Origin of the sequence: Paeniglutamicibacter antarcticus (assembly GCF_039544305.1) — a bacterium.
GTDB classification, from domain to species: domain Bacteria; phylum Actinomycetota; class Actinomycetes; order Actinomycetales; family Micrococcaceae; genus Paeniglutamicibacter; species Paeniglutamicibacter antarcticus_C.
The window spans coordinates 233,445-251,699 of record NZ_BAABLK010000034.1 but is presented as its reverse complement, the minus strand read 5'-3'; the positions used below and the strand labels follow the sequence as shown (position 1 = coordinate 251,699).

Sequence of the window (18,255 nt, the reverse complement as noted above, 5' to 3'; positions counted from 1 at the left end):
CTAGATATGAAAAAAGATGTTGCGGTTCCGGCCCTTGGGTTGGTGGGCATGGCTCGTTGGGCGTGGACCCAACTCACCAGCATGCGCACGGCGCTCTTCCTGTTGCTGCTCTTGGCGGTTGCAGCGGTACCCGGTTCGCTTTTCCCCCAGCGTTCGATCAACCCGGAGCAGGTGACCACCTACCTGACCAACAAACCGACAGCCGGTGCCTGGCTTGATCGCTTCCAGCTGTTCGACGTGTACTCCTCGGTGTGGTTCTCGGCGATCTACCTGCTGCTGTTCATTTCCTTGATCGGGTGCATCATTCCCCGGGTCAAGAAGCACGCCAAGGCACTTCGCACCCCGCCGCCGCGCACCCCATCGCGCCTGGACCGCTTGCCGCAGAACGGTGTCATTGAAATCCAATCGGCCGCCGACTCCGGGCTCAGCGATGAACAAGTCATCCAGGACGCGGCCAAGATCCTGAAGAAGCGCGGGTACCGTTCCGAAGCCCGTCTTGAAAGCACCAGCCCGTCTGTGGGTGCCGAACGCGGATACATCCGCGAAATCGGGAACCTCTTGTTCCATATCTCCTTGGTCGGGCTCCTGGCATCGGTGGGAATCGGCGGGGCCTTCGGATACAACGGACAGCGAGTGCTCGTCGAAGGCGAGACTTTCGTGAACTCCTTGGTCTCCTACGACTCGTTCAAGCCCGGCACGTTCTTCCAGGAAGATTCCCTGGATCCCTACTCGGTCGAGCTTGAGAAGTTCAACATCACCTTCGACCGCGAATCCACCACACACTTCGGACAGCCCATCGACTTCACGGCCGAGGTTGAAACCCGCCGTAGCCCCGAGGCGGAACCCAAGAAGGAAAAGCTCCGTGTCAACCACCCGCTGCGGATCGACGGAGCGGACATGTACCTTGTCGGCAACGGGTACGCGCCGATCGTCACCGTCCGCGATGGTCTTGGGAACACCGCGTTCAGCGGCCCGGTGGTCGCGGTCCCGCAGGATGGCATGTTCACCTCCTTGATGGTCATCAAGGTTCCCGATGCCAAGCCGGAACAGCTGGGTTTTCAGGGCTTCCTGCTCCCCACTGCCATGGAGGATGAAACCGGCTTTGCCGTTTCCGGTGACCCGAATGCCATCAACCCCCAGCTGCAGCTGAACTCCTACTACGGAAACCTGGGTCTGGACGACGGCAAGCCGCAGAATGTCTACGTTCTTGAAACGGACGAGCTCAAGGACTTGAACAACAGGAAACTGGACACGGGAGGCATCGTGCTCGGCGCAGGACAGACCTACGAACTGCCCGAGGGCAAGGGAAGCATTTCCTTTGACGGGCTCAAGCGCTTCGTTGGCGTGGATATCGCGTACGACCCGAGCAAGCGTCCCGTGGCAATCTTTGCAGCCCTTTCACTCTTGGGGCTCGCCATCTCGCTCTTCACCCCGCGGCGTCGTGCTTGGGTGAAAATCAAGACCTCGGTTGACGGATCGGGCAGTGAAGAGCGGATAATCGAATACGGATTGTTGGCCCGTGGTGAAGACCACCGTCTTGAATCCGAAGCCAAGGAGCTGCGCAAGCTCCTTGAGCAGCAGTGGCCCGCCGTTGAGCGAGCCGGAGTCTAGGAGACCCTATGGAAAACGATTTGCCCACGATCAATGTGGCGTTGGGACAGTACAGCGACTTGTTCATGCTGCTGGCAGCAATTGTCTACGCAGCGGCCTTCATCGCATTCGCCTGGGATCTTGCAAAGTCAAGCAAGCTCATCAGGGAAATTGACGCCGCTGCCATAGCCTCGGAACAAAAGGTCCTTGTCGCTGCCGGATCCCAGGAAGCTCCTGCCCTTGGCGGAGCCGAGGATGCGCTGGTCAACGACTCCATGAACTACACGGCCGCCTCCGCCAAACGCATGGCTGCGAAGGTCGCTGTCTCCTTGACCTGGCTCGGCGTTCTACTCCAAGGTTTCGCCGTGGTCACCCGTGCCATCGCGGCCGGTCGCGTGCCTTGGGGCAACATGTACGAGTTCCTTTCCACCGGTTCTTTCCTGGTGGCCCTGGTGTTCTCGCTTGTGCTCTTGAAGAAGGACCTGCGCTTCATGGGTACGTTCGTGATTGGCCTTGTCACGGTGATGCTGTGCGGTGCCACCATGGGATTTCCGACGCCTGTCGCCCACCTGGTTCCCGCGTTGCAGAGTTACTGGCTGATCATCCACGTCTCCATTGCCGTTCTTGCGTCCTCCCTGTTCACCATCACCTTTGCGATGAACGTGCTGCAGCTGATCCAGCATCGCAGGATCGATTCGCTGGCTGCCGGCAAGCCTGACAGCATGCCGTTCATGCGCCTGGTCCCGGGCGCCGCCGCGCTGGAGAATTTCGCCTACCGGATCAATGCCGTGGCGTTTGTCATGTGGACGTTCACTGTCATGGCCGGCGCCATCTGGGCCGAGGCCGCATGGGGCCGTTACTGGGGCTGGGACACCAAGGAGGTCTGGAGCTTCGTGATCTGGGTTGTCTACGCCGGCTATCTGCACGCCCGCGCAACCGGGGGTTGGACCGGCGCCCGCTCGGCATGGCTGAGCATCATCGGCTACCTCTGCATCGTCTTTAACTTCACCGTCGTGAACGTTTACTTCAACGGGCTCCACTCCTACGCAGGGCTGTAAGGCTCCAGCTTGACTCCTTGGTGGCTCCACCTCCGTCTTGACGGGAAGTGGAGCCACCGCTGTCTTAACCGGCAGCCAGTGGGAAACTGGTAGCCGTGGCGCGAAACCATATCCGAACAAAGGAGCGGAACCGCGTGGGTGCCAGGCGCCGCACATACCCGGAAAAGAGTACGAGAGGGTCCATCCGATGACGGATGCTCGCTATCTTGGCGTGCGTTTCGTTTGACGATGAGCGGGTGCTGGCCATTGGCCTGTTCGTTGGGCAGGGAGCCGGCTCCGGGCGAAGCGCCGTTGCCGTCGGGGACTCAAGTACCGCGCGGCGCTGGATACCGGTGCCGACAGTGGGTGGTGTCGAGACCGCGGATCCTTCGAGGGCGAACCGGGATCCCATGGTGTCAACGCCAATGCTTGCGGCACCAAGTGGCCGGCCACTTGATGCCGACGCTGAATCACACTGGCCCACAATGTGATATAGGTTACTCTCTTAAGTTCAGCCGTATTGGGTGTTTGGTGGCCTAAGGAATGGAAATATCCTTACTTCCTGCGCGAATCCTCGGCAAAACCCGCCAGTATCAGCGAGCCGATCGACCGATTAGGCGGCTGGGCAATCCACTGTTATTGTTGTATTTACCGACGCGGGGTGGAGCAGTTCGGTAGCTCGCCGGGCTCATAACCCGGAGGTCGCAAGTTCAAATCTTGCCCCCGCCACAAAGAAGAAGCTCCTGTTCCTGTTGAGGAACAGGAGCTTCTTGCATTCCCGAAGCAATCCGGAATCGAGGGCCACCTTGGCCGTTGGCGGTGAACGCCTCCGAAGGTTTCCTTGTCCAATGTCATTTGGTGGTGCTAAGCTCAGTTTTTCCTGGTCACCGAACGTGGCCAACGCAATTGAATTCCCGATACATGGGAAACGGTCTGGACTGAAGGGAAAGAATAATGCTGAATCTGCAAATGACCCAGCCACCTGTTCCTTTCCTGAGCGTATTTAATCGCCAGTACAAGCAAGAACAAGACCGACGGTTGCCACGCCTTTAGACTTCTGCACGCCAGCAGCAAGACAAGCCCCGCAACCACACCGGTTCGGGGCTTCTTTTTGGATCCGATCGTCTCCCCGGACTTTTCGAATTTGCCTTGGACTCCCGAGGCAATAACAACAGTCAGAAAGTTAAACCGTGGAGACCATCAACGGCCGGCTCAAGAACTGGGCGTCCATTCTGGATGAGAAAACTCGTGAGCAGGCAATCACCGCCTCGAAGATGGCGTTCATCTTCCCCCACCTTGCCTTGATGCCCGATGCGCATCTGGGAAAGGGCGCCACCGTCGGCTCCGTGATCCCCACACTGGGCGCGATCATGCCCGCAGCGGTAGGCGTAGACATCGGTTGCGGAATGATTGCCGTCAAGACGCAGTACACCGCACGCCAGCTGCCCACGGATCGCAAGCCGCTTCGTGAGGACATCGAACGCGCGATCCCGCTCTCGGCCGGACGCTCCAACAAGAAGGTCGTAGCGACCGTCGTTCCGCGCATCGCCGAGCTCAAGGCTCTTGCCAACGAGGCCGGCTTCGACCCGGCGGACTACGCAGGGAACTGGGAGCTGCAGCTCGGATCACTCGGATCGGGGAACCACTTCATTGAGGTGTCTCTCGACGAGGACGACAACGTGTGGCTCTTCCTGCACTCCGGTTCCCGTGGAGTCGGGAACCGGATCGCGATGAAGTACATCAAGGTGGCCCAGCAGGTTGCGAAGAAGTACTGGATAGAGCTTCCTGACCCGGATCTTGCCTACTTGGTTGAAGGGACAGCCGAATTCGATGCCTACATCAGAGAACTGCGTTGGGCCCAGCGCTTTGCCCTGCTCAACCGCGAGGAAATGATGGACCGGGTCATTCGGCAGTTCAGCGAATGGGTCGGGGGAGAGGTGAAGGAGATGGAGCGAATCAACTGCCACCACAACTTCACGGAAAAGGAAACGCACTTCGGGAAGGCGGTTTGGCTCTCGCGCAAGGGAGCAATCCGGGCGCGTGAAGGCGATCCGGGTCTGATCCCCGGTTCCATGGGAACCGCTTCGTACGTTGTCATCGGCAAGGGAAATGCCGTGGCGCTGGATTCCTCGCCGCATGGCGCAGGACGCGAATACTCGCGTTCTGCCGCCCGGAAGAACTTCAGCGTCGAGCAGCTGCGGGAGGCGATGAAAGGCATCGAGTACCGCGACACAAACGCATTCATCGACGAAATTCCGGGGGCCTACAAGCCGATCGACCAGGTCATGGAGGACGCCTCGGACTTGGTGGAAGTGAGGCACAAGTTGCGTCAGATCATCAACGTCAAGGGTGATTAAGCAGATGGGTGGTGGTTCAAGGAATTCCTTGAACCACCACCCATCTGGTGTTTTGGTTTCGCCGGGGGGCTACTTCGTGTGCCGGGGTGTTTCCCCGGTGGGGTTGCCGCCTTCATCACGAGGTTTGCCCTCTTCGCGGATTTTGCGTTCGCGGGCTTCCAGCTCGGCTTCCTTGCGGCGGAGATCGTCCTCGCGTGCTTGGTTCCGACGCTGCCTTTCAAGGTTTCGCAGGAAGTCCGGATCATCGTCCGGGGCGCCGGTTGCCTGCCGGCGGGCCTGGTTGGGCTTCTCATAGGTGCTGGCCGCAGGGCGGCCAAGCCAGAACCACAGTCCTGCCCCGATCAGTGGCAGCAGGATGATTGCTGCAATCCAACCGGTCTTGGGCAGCGAACGCACGTCACTTGGACGGGTACGCGCGCATTCGATCAAGGCATAGATAGTTACGGCGAGTGCCACGAGCGCGAGAAAGATAAAGTTCCTGACCATAGTCCTAGTCTAGTGAACTTATCTGGGTTCTTGCTGCGTCTAGACTGGAGGGGTGCAGTTCTTTAAGTACACCGTGATTCGGTTGGCCCTTTTCTTCGTCGTTTTCCTCCCACTGCTGTTTCTGCTGCAGTGGCCCCTGTACACAGCGGGCCTGGTTGCTTTGGTGATCGCCTTTGCCGTGAGCTATTTGTTCCTGAACAAAATGCGACTGGCTGCGAACGCCGATGTGCAGAGAGTGTTCGGCTCCAAGGCACCGAAGAAGTCCAAACGGAACCTGGAAGACGAAGAAGCCGAGGACCGCTTCCTCGACGGCGAGAAGTAGCGTCCTTCCGGCTCGCAACACCGTGGGCCGCGAAGGGTTTTCGCGTGCAACGGGATTTGCGGCGCTAACCCACGCCAAGTTCGGTGGCCAGCAGCTCCCTGGCATGGGCCAGGTATCCACCAAGCGAACTGGCCGCACCCTGGGGATCGCTCGTCTCGAGAAGGGCGCGGATTGCGGCGTGCTCGTTCGCTATCCATCACATCAATCAATGCCGTATGGAAGTCCATGTCCGGGTCGATGATTGCGGAACTCGGCAGGGAACGACGTGAGGAAATTTCGGCGTTGTGGCTGATCGCGGACTGCGGCACGTGGCCGGATCGCGCACGGCGGCGCACCACCTCTGGTTCCGGGATTGCCAGGACGAAATAGATGTCCCTGAGCGAATCCGCACCCAAGGACTTGACCGGTGCCGATTTGTGGGTGCCTCGCTCCAAAAGCGAATCCGCAACCAGCCGTTCTATGGCGGCCCTGGCGGTTGGCCGGGCGACAAAGTAGTGGGCAGCGAGTCCAGCTTCGGTCAGCACCGTTCCCTGGAGCAATGCGCACTCGCAGATTTGCCGCCGCGGGTGCTGGGCAAGGACACGTTGCCGCTGTACTCCTCCGAGCTTCTGGCAGGGGGCCGCAAGCGTGCCCGGCCGCCGCCGAACGGAAAACCGGTTGCCGTCTACGTCCCGGCCTGCGTGAACACCATGTTCGGTCCCGCCGATCCCTCGCAGGCGGGAATCCAGGAAAGCTTCAGCGTCCTGGCCGCGCGGACGGGCGTGGAATTGCTTCTTCCTGAGGCAATCGACTCGCTGTGTTGCGGCACCCCGTTCTCCTCCAGTGGCATGGATAAGGGACATGCGGGCATGGGGGGAGCGGGTGGTGGCCTTACTGCGTGCGGCCAGCAACAACGGCGAGCTCCCGATCCTCTGCGACGCCTCCTCCTGCACGGAGGGCCTGCGCCACTTTATTGATCAGGAGGCGGTCCCCGAGGGGGCCAATCCGCTGAACATCATTGACGTGAGCGACTACACCGCCGAGCACATCCTGCCGCTGCTTCCGGAAGGACGGAAGCTCGCGGCCCTGGCGCTGCACCCGACGTGTTCCTCCACCCGGCTGGGACTCAACGAGGCACTGCAAACCGTTGCCGAAGCCGTGGCCCACAGAGTGAAGGTTCCCGAAAGTTGGGGATGCTGCGGTTTTGCCGGGGACCGGCGGATGCTGCACCCCGAGCTCACCGCCTCGGCCGCCGAAGAGCAGGCCGCCGAGGCCATTGCCTTCGGTGCCGGCGCACACCCCTCGTGCAACCGGACCTGCGAACTGGGCATGACCCGCGCGACAGGGGAACCTTATGAACACATGCTGGAAATGCTGTAGCGCATCACCCGGTGCTGAGCGGGCCCTGATCCCTGGGCACCCCGGCGGGTAAGGGCCGGCAAGGTGGCTGGTGCCACGGAGCTCAGCCCAGGGCCAGGCCCATCGCGATGCCCACGGCGAACAGTGCGGCATAGGCGAGGTTGATGATGCCTGTTTGCTTCAGCACCGGGATCAGGGCGCCGGGCTCGTGGTTGCGCAGCACGATCCAGGACGGCACCAGGCACAGGAGCACGGTCAACAGGACGAGCCACATCCAGGGGTGAGTTGCCACCAGCAGCAGCGGCAGCACGAGGGCAACGGCCAGCATCATCACGTAGCTGATGCGGGCCGCCGGATCGCCCAGCTGCACCGCCAGGGTCATCTTACCGACTTCCTTGTCGGTGGGGATGTCGCGGATGTTGTTGGCCATCAACAACGCGGTGGCGATGAGCCCGGTTCCCACGGCACCCAGGTAGGCGGGAAGGGTGAGCAGGTGGGCCTGGGTGTAGGTGGTTCCCAAGGTTGCCACGAGGCCGAAGAAGATGAAGACGAAGACCTCGCCGAGCCCACGGTATCCGTAGGGGTTCTTGCCCCCGGTGTAGCCCCAGGCCGCAAATATCGCTGCCACCCCGACCAGCAACAGTGGCCAGGCGGAGGTGTAGATGACCAGGAACGCCCCGACGAGGCCAGCGAGCCCGAAACACGCAAAGGCGGCGTTGCGCACCGTGGTGGGTTTGGCCAGGCCGGAAGCGGTCAGGCGAAGCGGCCCGACGCGCACGTCGTCGGTGCCGCGGATCCCATCCGAGTAGTCGTTGGAGTAATTGACACCGACTTGGAGCAAGAGACCGACAACCAGCGCCAGGAGGGCCTCGAACCAGGCGAGCTTCCCGGTGGTGTCCACCGCGGCCGCGGTTCCAATGATCACGGGGGCAATCACAATGGGAAGGGTGCGCAATCGTGCGCCGGCAACCCATTGGGAAATCGTAGCCACCATCGGTCCTCTCGCTGCTTCGGAAAAACGTGCAGCCCTTATTCTCCCTTGCCCGTGGGCAAGGGAGAAATTACACGGGCTCCGGTGAGGTGAGCTAGAGCGAAACGATCAGCAAGGTCGCGGCCAACACGATGCCCGAGGCGATCAGCACCACTGTGGTGTATCCCAGGATGTCTCGCATCTTCAGCCCGGCAATGGCCAGCAACGGCAGGGCCCAGAACGGCTGGATCATGTTGGTCCACTGGTCGCCGTAGGCAACGGCCATGATCGCGATGGACGGGTCCACGTTCAGTTCGGCGGCCGCTGTGAGCATGATGGGTGCCTGGACGGCGAACTGCCCGCCGCCGGAGGGAACGAAGAAGTTCACCAGCCCGGCGGAGAGGAACGCCAGCACGCCAAAGGTCTGCGGGGTGGAAATCGAAACCACGGCATCGGAGAAGATGGCGATCAGCCCTGTGCCACTCATGATGCCCAGGATGCCGGCATACAGGGGGAACTGCAGCAGGATCTCACCCACGTTGGAAGCTGCGTGCTTGGTCAGGGCCACCAGCTCGAAGGGGCTCCGGACAAGCAGCAGGATCAAGGCCAGGAAGGACCAGTTGACGATGTCCAGGGTCAGCGTGCCGCCGGTGGAGAAATGGATCACCAGGTAGGCGACCAGCATCACCCCGAGCAGCAATGTAGGCAACCGGCTGGCATCGACCCGGTCCGCGGGGGTGGTGACCTCGTCGTCCACGGAAACCAGTTCCTCGCGGGCGTCCCTGGCAAGTTCCACGATCTTGTCGTTCCCGCGCGGGGCAACCAGGTACAGGGCCAGGGCGACCACGATGATGGTGATGACGGCGGCGATCATGTTCCACGAGGAGAAGGTGGTCTGTGAGATGGACAGCGGACCGCCGAGCTGCTTCGCGATGAACGAATCCGGGGTGGCGGCGGTCAAGGGCCCGGAACCGGAATATCCCATATGCCAGACGACGAACCCGGCAAAACCGGCGGCAACGAGCATCGGGAAGTGGAAGCGGATGCCGCGTTCCCGGCCTTGGGCCGCGACTTCCCGGGCCAGCAGGCCGCCCACCACGAGCCCCAAGCCCCAGGTGATCAGGGAGGCCACGGCGGCCACGAGGAACACGAACACGTAACCCTGGAGCGGGGTCTTGGGGATGCGCCCCAAAAACGTCAACAGCTTTCGCACCGGGCGGGTGTTGGCAAGGATGAATCCCAGCATCAGCACCAGCGCCATCTGCGTGATGAAGGCCAGCAGCCCGGCCAGTCCGTCGCCCCAGCTTTGCACGATCAGCAGCGGGCTGGAATCGGTGATGAGCAGGGCGAGAATGGCAACGATGAAGGTCAGCGCAATGGCGAAGACCAGGGCCGAGGGGATGAACCTTTCGACCAGGTTGTTGATCGGCCGCATGGCCCGGGAGATAGCTGTTCCGCCTTGCGGCGGGGTGGTTTTGCTCATGGCTTGGCACCTCTTTGTGCGGGACTGGCATGGGGGAACAACCATTGGGACCGGCGCTCCGGTGATGCAGCCCACGTTACTTCAGTTGTGCCGGTATCCAGGGTGCAGCGGTGGAGGCGCCGGATGCGTGTCGTTCCGGTGGCCGGAAGGCGTCTTCAGTGCGCGGTGTCGGTGAGCCAGGAGGCAACCAGCATGCGATCGATCTTCCCGTTGGGCAGCTGCGGCAAGGCCTCAACGATGCGCATGCGCCGGGGCACCGCGGAGGCTCCGAGTGAAGCGCGCACGGCAGCGGCCAAGGACGCGGGATCGGCGGTCCCTACGTAGGCAGCGGCGATCTGCTGCCCCCACTGGGCATCGGGCACCGGCACCACCGCGACGGCCGATACCCCTTGAAGCGCCTCCAGGACGTGTTGGACCTCGGAGGCGGAGACTTTTACCCCGCCGGTGACGATCACGTCATCGACGCGTCCGGCCACCGAGAGGACACCATCGGCGTAGCTGCCAAGGTCGTCGGTGGCATACCAGCGAACCCCGGATCCATCGACGCTGAAATGCGCGGACGTCAGCTCCTTGTCGCCGAGGTAGCCCGAGGCAATGGTGGGCCCGCCCAGCATGATGCGTCCTTCAACGACCTTGGCTTGGACCCTGGGCAGGGTGCGGGCGTCATAGACGCAGCCGCCGCTGGTCTCGGAGGAGCCGTAGGTGAGGTGGATGTTCAGCGAGTGCTTGGCAGCTTCGTCCAGGACGGCGCGCGGTGTGCACGCACCGCCGAGCAGGATTGCGTCGAAGCGCCGCAGCGTTGCCAATGTTTGGCCAGTGGGGTCGGTGAGCAGTCGCTGTAGTTGCGTGGGGACCAGGGAGACCAGGCGCTTGGCATCCGTCAGCGCTGTGGCCGCCTCGTTGAACCCCGCCGCGTCAAAGCTGGGTCCCATGTCCATGGCCCACGGCCGGGTCCCTGCGTAGAGGCTGCGGGTGAGCACCGCCAACCCGGCAACGTAGTGCAGTGGCAGGGCAAGCAGCCATTGGCCTTCGAAGCCCAGATGCTCGGCCGTGGACATGGAAGAGGAGGCCAACGCCTCGATCGACAGCGCGGTGCGCTTGGGGGTTCCGGTGGAACCAGAGGTCCGCACCACCGCGGCGATCTCCGCAAGGCCATCGAGTTCGTGGCCCGGAACCGAGTTAACGACGTAGTCGTTGTTCGTGAGGCCGGGCAGGATTTCCACGGCGTCTCCTTCCTCGTTCAGCGAGGCGGACAGTGCGGCGAGGGCGGTCTCTGGGTTCATGGCGAAGCGGTGCCTTCCTGGCCGGCGCTAGAAGTAGTACGGGTGGGCGGACCAGTCGGGGTCGCGCTTTTCCAAGAAGGCGTCCCTTCCTTCGACCGCCTCGTCGGTCATGTAGGCCATGCGGGTTGCCTCGCCGGCGAAGACCTGCTGGCCGGCAAGGCCGTCGTCGGCCAGGTTGAAGGCGAACTTGAGCATGCGGATGGCCTGCGGGGACTGTTTGGCTATATCGGCCGCGTATTCCAACGCGACGTCTTCCAGGCGGGCGTGGTCGACCGCTTCGTTGACGGCACCCATGTCAACCATGTCCTCGGCGGAGTATTCGCGGGCCAGGAAGAAGATCTCGCGTGCGGTCTTCTGCCCGACCTGCCGGGCCAGCAACGCCGACCCGTAGCCGGCGTCAAAGGAGCCGACGGTGGCGTCGGTCTGCTTGAACCGGCCGTGTTCGCGTGAAGCGATGGAAAGGTCCGAGACAACGTGCAGCGAGTGCCCGCCGCCGGCTGCCCATCCGTTGACCACGGCAATGACGACCTTGGGCATGGTGCGCATCAACCGCTGCACCTCCAGGATGTGCAGGCGTCCGGCGCGTGCCGGATCGATCGAGTCGGCGTGCTCGCCCTGCGCATAGCGGTAGCCGTCACGGCCGCGGATCCGCTGGTCGCCGCCGGAGCAGAAGGAGTGGCCGCCGTCCTTGGCCGAGGGCCCGTTGCCGGTGAGCAGGACGGTTGCCACGTCTGAGCTCATGCGGGCGTGGTCCATGGCACGGTAGAGCTCGTCCACCGTGCCCGGGCGGAACGCGTTGCGCACCTCGGGGCGGTCGAAGGCGATGCGGACGGTTGGCAGGTCGCGGATGACCGTGCCGTCTGCGTCGCGTTCGACCTGGCGGTGGTAGGTCATGTCTTCAAGGTCGAAGCCCTCGACCACGCGCCAGCGCGTGGGATCGAAGATGTCGGAAACCTTGGCTGGCAACTGGGGGTTGGAATCAACGGTGCTCACAAGAATGAATGGTATCCGTTGGGCAGTGCCCGGGGCGAAAGCCGCTCTTGGTGCAGGCAGGAAGCTGCGCCTTTGCCCGGCTTCGTTTCCAGCGATGCGAACAGCGGTTCTCCACGCCACGGCGGCAGCGCCCGAGGAACTGTTCAACAATTAATACTTGTCTTTTGCGCCATGTTGTGAAAGTGGAAAATACTTATTTTGACTAGTTGTTTTGTGATTGTCGGTACCGCTTTGTTGGGACGCTTGCGGGTGTTCCGGTCCACAATTCGGCTTCATGGTAGGTCGAAAAATGCTGTAGGTTTACCGACTGCACCCCCCGCTATTTGCGCCATCGGCACCCCGAAGCGATCCCGGCCGGATGCCGTCCCTGTTTATCGGTACAGGGAGATCGAGCCACACAAGGAGCACCACGTTGGAACCACACGACGTCAAGGAACAACGCCATAGTCTCTCCACCCAAGAAGCCGGGTTGAGCGCGGAAGGATACAAAAAGACGCTGACCAGGCGTCACGTGCAAATGATCGCGATGGGCGGGGCCATTGGCGTTGGCCTGTTCATGGGTGCCGGAGGACGGCTGGCCTCCACCGGGCCCGCGTTAGTCTTCTCCTATGCCCTCGCCGGGATCATTGCGTATTTCTTGATGCGCGCACTGGGCGAATTGATCATGTACCGGCAGTCCTCGGGCTCCTTTGTCTCATACGCCGGCGAGCTCTTTGGTTCCAAGGGAGCCTTCCTGACCGGCTGGATGTACGTATTGAACTGGACCATGACCGGGATCGCCGAGCTCATCGCCATCGGCTTGTACTTCACCTACTTCTTCCCCGGGGTCCCGGTGGAAGCTTCTGCGCTCTGCGCCCTGGGCCTGCTGGTGGCCGTGAACCTCTTCAGCGCCAAGGCGTTTGCCGAGTTCGAGTTCTGGGCCTCCTTCCTCAAGGTCGCCGCGATCGTGCTCTTCCTAATCATCGGCGCCTACCTGGTGATTACCAACGCGGCCGTCGGCGACGGGCACGCCTCGGTGACTAACCTCTGGGCCGGCGAGGGCGGAATGTTCCCGCGCGGCTTCATGATTTCCATCCTGGTGCTCAACGCCGTGATCTTCGCCTACAACGCCATCGAACTGGTGGGCATCACGGCCGGTGAAATGGAAAATCCGGAGAAGGAGGTCCCCGCGGCGATCCGTGCCGTGGTGGTGCGCATCGTGGTCTTCTACGTCGGCTCGGTGACCCTGCTGGCGATGATCCTGCCCTGGAACCAGTACAAGGCCGGCGAAAGCCCCTTCGTCACCGTCTTTGACCAGATCGGCTGGGGCTGGATCGGTAGCGTCATGAACTTCGTGGTCATCGTTGCGGCCCTGAGCTCGTGCAACTCCGGGCTGTACTCGGTTGGCCGCGTCTTCCGCGCGATGGCCAACAACGGCCACGCCCCGCAGTGGCTGACCAAGATGAGCAAGCGCCACGTACCATACGCAGCCATCTGGGCCATCGCCGGGGTCTACTTCATCGGCGTCATCCTCAACGTCTGGCTCGGCGGGTCCTACGCTTTCGACCTGGCGCTGAACACCGCATCGATCGGCGTGCTGTTCACCTGGGCCGCGATCTTCGCGTGCCAATTGATGCTGCGCAAGAAACGCGGGAAGGTTTCCGCGCTGCCGATGCCGGGTTCGCCCTACACCAGTTGGGCCGGGCTGATCGCGCTGGGAATCATCACGGTGCTGATCGGCTTTGACACGTTGGTGGGTCCCGACGGCGAGGTCTTCCATCTCGGTCTCTACACCATTGGCTGCATCCCGTTGATTGCCGCAGGACTCTGGATTGGATGGCGCAAGGTGCGCCACAACAAGCCCAAGAGCGAGCTGTACGCCTAATTCCGGACCGGTGCCTTCGCGGGGACACCGGTTCCTGGACGGGCCCACGTCCCGGAGGGCTCCGGCCTGCGAAGGCCCCGCTGCGGCTGGGTGGAACCGGGGAGCGGCGGAGTCCTCGCATCGAGCATCACGTTGAGCGGCGGACACTATGGTTGTAGAGCAACCGCGGGCTGGCCGACGGGCCGGCCCGTCGGCCAGGATCCCGGTGTCATGGGCATCGGGCATTGCTGTACCGCGCAGTGAGGCACCGGTGGTCTCGGGCATGTACAAGATGCCAGTGAGGGAAATGACGCATGCGGCCAGCATGTAGTCCACGGGAGAAGAGCAGGAAACCGGCTTTCTCGATGACCGCCTGGTTGAGAATCGCAGACGTACCGCCAAAGTTCGCCGGTGCCACATTGCAGGTCACCGATAAGCCGGCGAAACGCACGGTGAGAGGGGAACATCGCCGGGAGGTGGCGGTGAGCGTTGGCAGCTGCGGGATCTTGGACAGGCCCAGCACCGCGAAGGCCATGATTACCAGCGCAAAGCCCCTGCCCGTGGGCCATGGCATCGGAAGTGCCAGCCTGAAGAGCCCGATGGGGGACGCGAAACACATGGATGTTCGCCCATCCCTGTCCCAGAGGGTGCCGGCGAGGGGGATGACTTCCATCATCGCCACTTCGCCGATGAGGATCACCGCGAGCGTGGCCTGGGGATCACGCCCGGGTTGCTTCTCGAGGTACGTGGGCATCTAGCCCGGCTGCGTGTGGTTCACCACGTTCAGCGCGAGGCGTAGGACGCCCATGACCAGCAGCGGAAGCCAGTATGTACCGATGAGCTCACGCAGCGAGTTATCGGACTGGCACATTGCTGCTTTCCTCGAGGTCCTGGAACACCAGGGGGTGTCCTCGAGCTTGCCGCGAAGACACAAGCTCGAGGACACCCCTGGGAAGGGCGAGCATGAACGGCACCCGCCGGCCTCTTGCCGTCATGGCTTCCTCGCCCAGGGCCAGCTGGAAACCGAGCATGACAGCGGTTCCCAAGACAAGCCGCCGAGGGGGCCGAATTCAGGGAACGAGCCAAAGAACCCGCGTCGCTTGCCCATGGCGGAGGCGGCGGTCGCGTTGCGGATTTCCTGCCGACCGGCGGCGGCTTCCAGTTCGGGGCCGGTTCCTGTTTCGAGGGCGATGCCCTCGCGAGCGTTTTCGGCGGCGCTCGTGGTGTTCCTTGGTTGCTTGGGACTGATGCTTTCCGGTTGCATCACTGCTCCGCAAGTGTTCGGCTTTCCGTCGATTAGATGCCCGCTTGCGAGCTGTGACGGCCGAGGATGGTGACGGTCCACGATCCGGGACGGGCCCCGGAGTCGGTCAACTCGAAGGCGGTACGCCCGAGGTTACATGGCGTCAGTCGCAGCTATGTGACTGGCGGAGGCTTGACCCCCGAGGTGGCATGATGGGATTCTATTAGTGAACGAATGGTCGGTAAATGCGTTTGGTGCGATTCCAGGCTTGGTTGCCGGGGCAAAAATGCGGTTCCTTGCGCTGGACTTCTCCGCCCGTACGCGCGCGGCTAGGGTCACGGCAGGAACCCAACGACAAAGGAGTTGTGATGACCGAGGCTTTCTTGGTGGGCGGAGCCCGCACCCCGGTAGGACGTTACGGTGGATCGCTGAGCAGTGTTCGCCCCGATGACCTGGCGGCACTGACGATTCGTGCGGCAGTCGAACGCGCGGGCATCGATCCCGCGGATGTGGACGAGGTTATTTTCGGCAACGCCAACGGCGCCGGGGAAGAAAACCGCAACGTGGCCCGCATGGCCTGGCTGTTGGCCGGGTTCGACGACAGCGTTCCGGGGATCACCGTGAATCGGCTGTGCGCCTCGGGGATGAGTGCGATCACCATGGCCAGCCACATGATCAAGGCGGGGGCTGCCGACATCGTGGTGGCCGGCGGCGTGGAATCCATGTCGCGTGCCCCCTGGGTGATGGAAAAGCCGGACAAGGCCTTTTCCAAGCCAGGGGCCAGCTACGACACGTCGATCGGCTGGCGGTTCCCCAACCCCGAGTTCCTCTCCGGCGAGCTTTCCCGCGAGGGCAAGGCCACCTTCTCGATGCCCGAAACGGCCGAGGAAGTCGCCCGTGTCTACGGCACTTCCCGTGAGGACTGTGACGCGTTTGCCGTGCAGTCCCACGAACGTGCACTCGCCGCGATCGAGGCCGGCCACTTCAAGGACGAGATCGTCCCAGTCACCGTCAAGACCCGCAAGGGCGAAATCATCGTCGACACCGACGAGGGCCCGCGCCCCGGAACCACGATGGAGGTGCTGGCCAAGCTGCGCCCCGTGGTCAAGGGCGGCTCGGTGGTTACCGCCGGCAATGCCTCGACGCTCAACGACGGTGCCTCGGCGATCATCGTGGCTTCCGAAGCGGCCATCAAGAAGTACGGGCTCGTCCCGCGCGCCCGCATCATCGACGGTGCCTCGGCGGGGCTGGCCCAGGAGATCATGGGCATGGGCCCTGTCCCCTCCAGCCGCAAGGTCCTGGAACGTTCCGGCTACACCGTCGATGACCTGGCCGCGGTGGAACTGAACGAGGCCTTCTCCTCGCAGTCCCTGGCCTCCATGCGCGAACTCGGGTTGGACCCGCAGATCGTGAACAGGGACGGTGGCGCCATTGCGTTGGGCCACCCGCTGGGTTCCTCGGGCTCCCGCCTGGTGATCACCTTGCTGGGCCGCCTGGAGCGCGAAGCGAAGACCGGGTCAAAGCTTGGCCTTGCCACGATGTGCGTCGGCGTCGGCCAAGGCGCGGCACTGCTCATCGAGGGGGTCTAGTCCATGGCCCAGAAGCTTTCCGCCGCGGGATTCGCCACGCTGAAGGTCAGCGAGAGCGATGACCGGATCACCGTGGCGCTGAACCGCCCGGAGGTGCGCAACGCCATCGACCAGCTCATGGTCGATGAACTGCACGCCGTCTGCGCCTACCTTGAGTCCAACCCCAAGGTCCTGATCCTCTCGGGCACCGCGGCTGATCCCGAGACCGGCGCCAAGGGCATCTTCGCCTCGGGCGCAGACATCGCCCAATTGCGCGAGCGCCGCAGGGACGATGCCCTGGCCGGGATCAATTCCGGGATCTTCGATCGGCTGGCCAAGCTTCCGATGCCCGTGATTGCGGCCCTTGACGGGTATGCCCTCGGAGGAGGGGCCGAACTGGCCTTCGCCGCTGACTTCCGCATTGGCACCCCCGAGCTGCGCATGGGCAATCCGGAAACCGGCCTGGGTATCATGGCGGCTGCCGGTGCCACCTGGCGCCTGAAGGAACTGGTCGGTGAGCCGGTGGCCAAGGAGATCCTGCTGGCGGGCAAGATCCTCAAGGGCGAGGAATGCCTTCGGGTGGGACTCATCACCGAAATGGTTCAGGGCAAGGACCTTTTGGCGGCGGCCGAGGCACTTGCCGACCGCATTGGCAAACAGGATCCGCTGGCGGTGCGCATCACCAAGTCGGTGTTCCACGCCCCGCGCGAGGCACACCCCGTCATCGACACCCTTGCCCAGGGAATGCTCTTTGAATCCCAAGCGAAATTTGACCGCATGCAGGCCTTCTTGGACAGGAAGAATACATAATGGACACACTTCACAACGGACTCCCGGCCACGGTCGGTGTCCTTGGCGGCGGACGGATGGGCGCCGGGATCGCCCACGCGTTTTTGATCCATGGTTCCAACGTGCTGGTGGTCGAGCGCGATGAAGCCTCGGCAATCGGTGCGCGCGAACGCATCGAGGCGGCCGCCGCGAAGTCGATCGAACGCGGAATGACCGATGCGAACGTCGGTGAAATGGCCTCGCGACTGAGCGTCTCGGTGGACTACGCCGACTTCGCCGACCGCGGCCTGGTCGTCGAGGCGGTCCCGGAAATCTGGGACCTCAAGGTCTCCTCGCTCCAGAGGGTCGAGAAGCACCTGGGGGAGAACGCGATCCTGGCTTCGAACACCTCCTCGCTGTCCATGAGCGGGCTGGCCGAAGAGCTGGCACGGCCCCAACACTTCCTGGGCATGCACTTTTTCAACCCGGTGCCCTCCTCGACGCTCATCGAGGTCGTCATCGCCAAGCAGAGTGCCCCGGAAGTCATCGAACTCGCACGCAAGTGGGTTCAAGCCCTGGGCAAGACCGCCGTGGTGGTCAACGATGCCCCCGGCTTTGCCTCCTCGCGGCTCGGGGTCGCCATTGCCCTGGAAGCGATGCGCATGGTCGAAGAGGGCGTTGCAAGCGCCGAGGACATCGACAACGCCATGGTGCTCGGGTACAAGCACCCCACCGGGCCGTTGAAGACCACCGACATCGTGGGCCTGGACGTACGTTTGGGTATCGCCGAGTACCTGCACTCGACCTTGGGTGAACGTTTTGCCCCGCCGCAGATCCTGCGGGACCTCGTCGAGCAGGGCAACCTGGGACGCAAGACGGGCAAGGGCTTCTACGACTGGTCCACGACCAAGTAGCCACTCACACGGTCCCAACGGCCGGTGCGTGCTCAAGGATCATTGGTCCGCCAGCGTGCA

Annotated in this window: 16 protein-coding genes, 1 tRNA gene and 1 pseudogene; 10 read left to right on the top strand and 8 right to left on the bottom strand. The window is 62.8% G+C overall.

The window, feature by feature from the left end:
- The first annotated feature begins 6 nt into the window (after nucleotides 1–6).
- From resB to ABEA12_RS12730, 4 genes are all read left to right on the top strand, one after another.
- The gene (resB, locus tag ABEA12_RS12745) at nucleotides 7–1,611 is read left to right on the top strand and encodes a cytochrome c biogenesis protein ResB (protein WP_210099965.1); all 1,605 of its coding nucleotides are present in this window, start codon (nucleotides 7–9) and stop codon (nucleotides 1,609–1,611) included.
- A gap of 8 nt (nucleotides 1,612–1,619) precedes the next feature.
- Nucleotides 1,620–2,648, top strand: coding sequence for a c-type cytochrome biogenesis protein CcsB (ccsB, locus tag ABEA12_RS12740; RefSeq protein ID WP_345468498.1), 1,029 nt, complete (start codon nucleotides 1,620–1,622; stop codon nucleotides 2,646–2,648).
- A 634-nt stretch (nucleotides 2,649–3,282) separates the two neighbouring features.
- Nucleotides 3,283–3,356 (top strand) — tRNA-Met (locus ABEA12_RS12735).
- A 461-nt stretch (nucleotides 3,357–3,817) separates the two neighbouring features.
- Nucleotides 3,818–4,984 (top strand): RtcB family protein, encoded by a 1,167-nt coding sequence (locus ABEA12_RS12730; RefSeq protein ID WP_210099966.1) that lies wholly within the window; start codon nucleotides 3,818–3,820, stop codon nucleotides 4,982–4,984.
- Between the two features lie 69 nt (nucleotides 4,985–5,053).
- Here ABEA12_RS12730 and ABEA12_RS12725 read toward each other — a convergent pair whose 3' ends face one another.
- Nucleotides 5,054–5,470, bottom strand: coding sequence for a PLD nuclease N-terminal domain-containing protein (locus ABEA12_RS12725; protein ID WP_210099967.1), 417 nt, complete (start codon nucleotides 5,468–5,470; stop codon nucleotides 5,054–5,056).
- A 52-nt stretch (nucleotides 5,471–5,522) separates the two neighbouring features.
- On the opposite strand from ABEA12_RS12725, the gene ABEA12_RS12720 reads away from it, so the two are divergent.
- Nucleotides 5,523–5,792, top strand: coding sequence for a DUF4229 domain-containing protein (locus ABEA12_RS12720; RefSeq protein WP_210099968.1), 270 nt, complete (start codon nucleotides 5,523–5,525; stop codon nucleotides 5,790–5,792).
- 473 nt (nucleotides 5,793–6,265) lie between these two features.
- On the opposite strand, the pseudogene ABEA12_RS18715 reads toward ABEA12_RS12720, so the two are convergent.
- Nucleotides 6,266–6,634 (bottom strand): annotated as a pseudogene (locus ABEA12_RS18715) (hypothetical protein); the annotation flags it as partial.
- Here ABEA12_RS18715 and ABEA12_RS12715 point away from each other — a divergent pair.
- A complete protein-coding gene (locus ABEA12_RS12715) occupies nucleotides 6,633–7,151 on the top strand; it encodes a heterodisulfide reductase-related iron-sulfur binding cluster (RefSeq protein WP_345468490.1) in 519 nt (172 codons plus the stop codon). The pseudogene ABEA12_RS18715 and the gene ABEA12_RS12715 sit on opposite strands and share 2 nt — an antisense overlap.
- A gap of 82 nt (nucleotides 7,152–7,233) precedes the next feature.
- Here ABEA12_RS12715 and ABEA12_RS12710 read toward each other — a convergent pair whose 3' ends face one another.
- The 4 genes from ABEA12_RS12710 to ABEA12_RS12695 form a co-directional block, all read right to left on the bottom strand.
- Nucleotides 7,234–8,121, bottom strand: coding sequence for a 1,4-dihydroxy-2-naphthoate polyprenyltransferase (locus ABEA12_RS12710; protein WP_210102467.1), 888 nt, complete (start codon nucleotides 8,119–8,121; stop codon nucleotides 7,234–7,236).
- Between the two features lie 94 nt (nucleotides 8,122–8,215).
- Entirely contained in the window at nucleotides 8,216–9,583 is a 1,368-nt protein-coding gene (locus tag ABEA12_RS12705; RefSeq protein WP_210099969.1) for a short-chain fatty acid transporter, read from the bottom strand.
- Between the two features lie 155 nt (nucleotides 9,584–9,738).
- Nucleotides 9,739–10,866, bottom strand: coding sequence for an AMP-binding protein (locus ABEA12_RS12700; RefSeq protein ID WP_210099970.1), 1,128 nt, complete (start codon nucleotides 10,864–10,866; stop codon nucleotides 9,739–9,741).
- Nucleotides 10,867–10,893: 27 nt separating this feature from the next.
- Nucleotides 10,894–11,859, bottom strand: coding sequence for a 1,4-dihydroxy-2-naphthoyl-CoA synthase (locus tag ABEA12_RS12695; protein WP_210099971.1), 966 nt, complete (start codon nucleotides 11,857–11,859; stop codon nucleotides 10,894–10,896).
- Nucleotides 11,860–12,217: 358 nt separating this feature from the next.
- Here ABEA12_RS12695 and ABEA12_RS12690 point away from each other — a divergent pair, with 358 nt between their 5' ends.
- On the top strand, nucleotides 12,218–13,723 hold the full coding sequence (locus ABEA12_RS12690; RefSeq protein ID WP_210099972.1) for an amino acid permease: 1,506 nt from the start codon (nucleotides 12,218–12,220) through the stop codon (nucleotides 13,721–13,723).
- 208 nt (nucleotides 13,724–13,931) lie between these two features.
- Here ABEA12_RS12690 and ABEA12_RS12685 read toward each other — a convergent pair whose 3' ends face one another.
- Both ABEA12_RS12685 and ABEA12_RS12680 read right to left on the bottom strand, forming a co-directional pair.
- A complete protein-coding gene (locus tag ABEA12_RS12685) occupies nucleotides 13,932–14,456 on the bottom strand; it encodes an MFS transporter (RefSeq protein WP_210099973.1) in 525 nt (174 codons plus the stop codon).
- Between the two features lie 237 nt (nucleotides 14,457–14,693).
- The gene (locus tag ABEA12_RS12680; RefSeq protein WP_210099974.1) at nucleotides 14,694–14,966 is read right to left on the bottom strand and encodes a hypothetical protein; all 273 of its coding nucleotides are present in this window, start codon (nucleotides 14,964–14,966) and stop codon (nucleotides 14,694–14,696) included.
- Between the two features lie 347 nt (nucleotides 14,967–15,313).
- Between ABEA12_RS12680 and ABEA12_RS12675 the strand changes: the two genes are divergently transcribed.
- From ABEA12_RS12675 to ABEA12_RS12665, 3 genes are read left to right on the top strand one after another with little or no spacing between them, the layout of a single operon-like run.
- A complete protein-coding gene (locus ABEA12_RS12675; protein ID WP_210099975.1) occupies nucleotides 15,314–16,534 on the top strand; it encodes a thiolase family protein in 1,221 nt (406 codons plus the stop codon).
- Nucleotides 16,535–16,537: 3 nt separating this feature from the next.
- Nucleotides 16,538–17,323, top strand: coding sequence for an enoyl-CoA hydratase/isomerase family protein (locus ABEA12_RS12670; RefSeq protein WP_210099976.1), 786 nt, complete (start codon nucleotides 16,538–16,540; stop codon nucleotides 17,321–17,323).
- Complete coding sequence (locus ABEA12_RS12665; protein ID WP_210099977.1) at nucleotides 17,323–18,195, top strand: 3-hydroxyacyl-CoA dehydrogenase family protein; 873 nt, start codon at nucleotides 17,323–17,325, stop codon at nucleotides 18,193–18,195. Before ABEA12_RS12670 ends, ABEA12_RS12665 begins: the two co-directional genes overlap by 1 nt.
- Nucleotides 18,196–18,255: the final 60 nt, after the last annotated feature.